Source organism: Trinickia camelliae, assembly GCF_053525655.1.
This window is the reverse complement of sequence record NZ_JBCHAA010000046.1, coordinates 1-1100: the sequence shown is the minus strand read 5'-3', so window position 1 is coordinate 1100 and position 1100 is coordinate 1. Positions and strand designations below refer to the sequence as shown.

The 1100-nt window shown below is 71.7% G+C and carries 1 protein-coding gene; it reads right to left on the bottom strand.

Annotation, left to right across the window (positions count from 1 at the left end):
* On the bottom strand, positions 1-1100 hold a 1100-nt coding region (locus AAHK20_RS33440), incomplete at both ends, for an autotransporter outer membrane beta-barrel domain-containing protein (RefSeq protein ID WP_449185794.1).

The following is a 1100-nucleotide window of genomic DNA, read 5'->3' as shown; positions in this document are numbered from 1 at the left end:
GAGCCCGCCTGCAGCTCGTAGCGCGCCGAGATGCTCAGGTTGCTCGCGCGCACCAGCGTCACGCCCAGCGACACGTCCGCCAGGTTCGACACCGGGGTCGCGCCCACTGTCGTGAACGCGGTCTCGCCCGTCGCGTCCGCCGCGAAGCCCGCGCCGGTCGTCTGCCGTGCCTGGTCGTACTCATGGATCCACTGCACGCGCAACTCCGGCACCAGCTCCCCGCACTTGGTTTGGAAGGCCTTGTCGAGCTTCACGCCCAGCGCGCTTCTGACCGAGTTCGTGCGCGAGCCGCCCACGGTGAGCGCCGCGCCGTTGCCGCCGCTCTCCGTATAGCCCGCCTGGTTCAGGTGGCTGTAGGTCAGGCTCGCGAGCGGCGTCAACGTGGCGCTAGCCACCGCCAGCGGCCAGCCCGCTTCGGCGTGCGCCACGTACTGCTGGCCGCTGAAGCTGCCATAGGCCGCGCCGCTGTAGCCCGTCGTGCTCACCACGCGCGTCGTGTCGTAGTGCTGCAGCGTCGCCGCGCCCGACAGGTTCACGTACCACGGCGAGCCCAGGTAGCTGGCGTAGCCGATCAGGCCGTAGGCGTTCACGCCCGCGCTGTCGCCCGCGGTGTCGCCGGTGGCGTCGATCGCGGTGTGCGAGTACTGGAACGCGCCGCCGGCCTGCCAGTGCTCGCCGAACGCGCGGTCCGCGCCGACGAGCAGCCCGCCGTAGTTCGCGCTGTAGCCGTCCACGCCGTCGCGCTCGCCCTGGCTCGCGTGGCCGCCGAACGCCTGGCCCCAGGTAGTCCAGCGCGGCGCGCTGTCGCCGGTCGCCACGCCCGTGGCGCCTTCGGCCCGCGCGATGCGCAGCGCGTCCACGTGCGCGTTCACCACGCCGAGGGCTTCGAGCGTCGAGACCGAGCCTGCGTACTGGGTTTGAAGAGGTGCGAGCTGCTTGCCGATCTGGTTGGCCGTGCTGCTCGATCCGTTGGCAAGCGACGCCAGTGTCGCGTCGTACAGGTTCAGCAGGCCGGCGTTGTCCACGCCGGTGTAGCCGAGCAGGCCGCGCAGCGCGTTCGTGGCGTTGGGCTGGGTCGCGAGCGAAGCGAACGAGGCGGG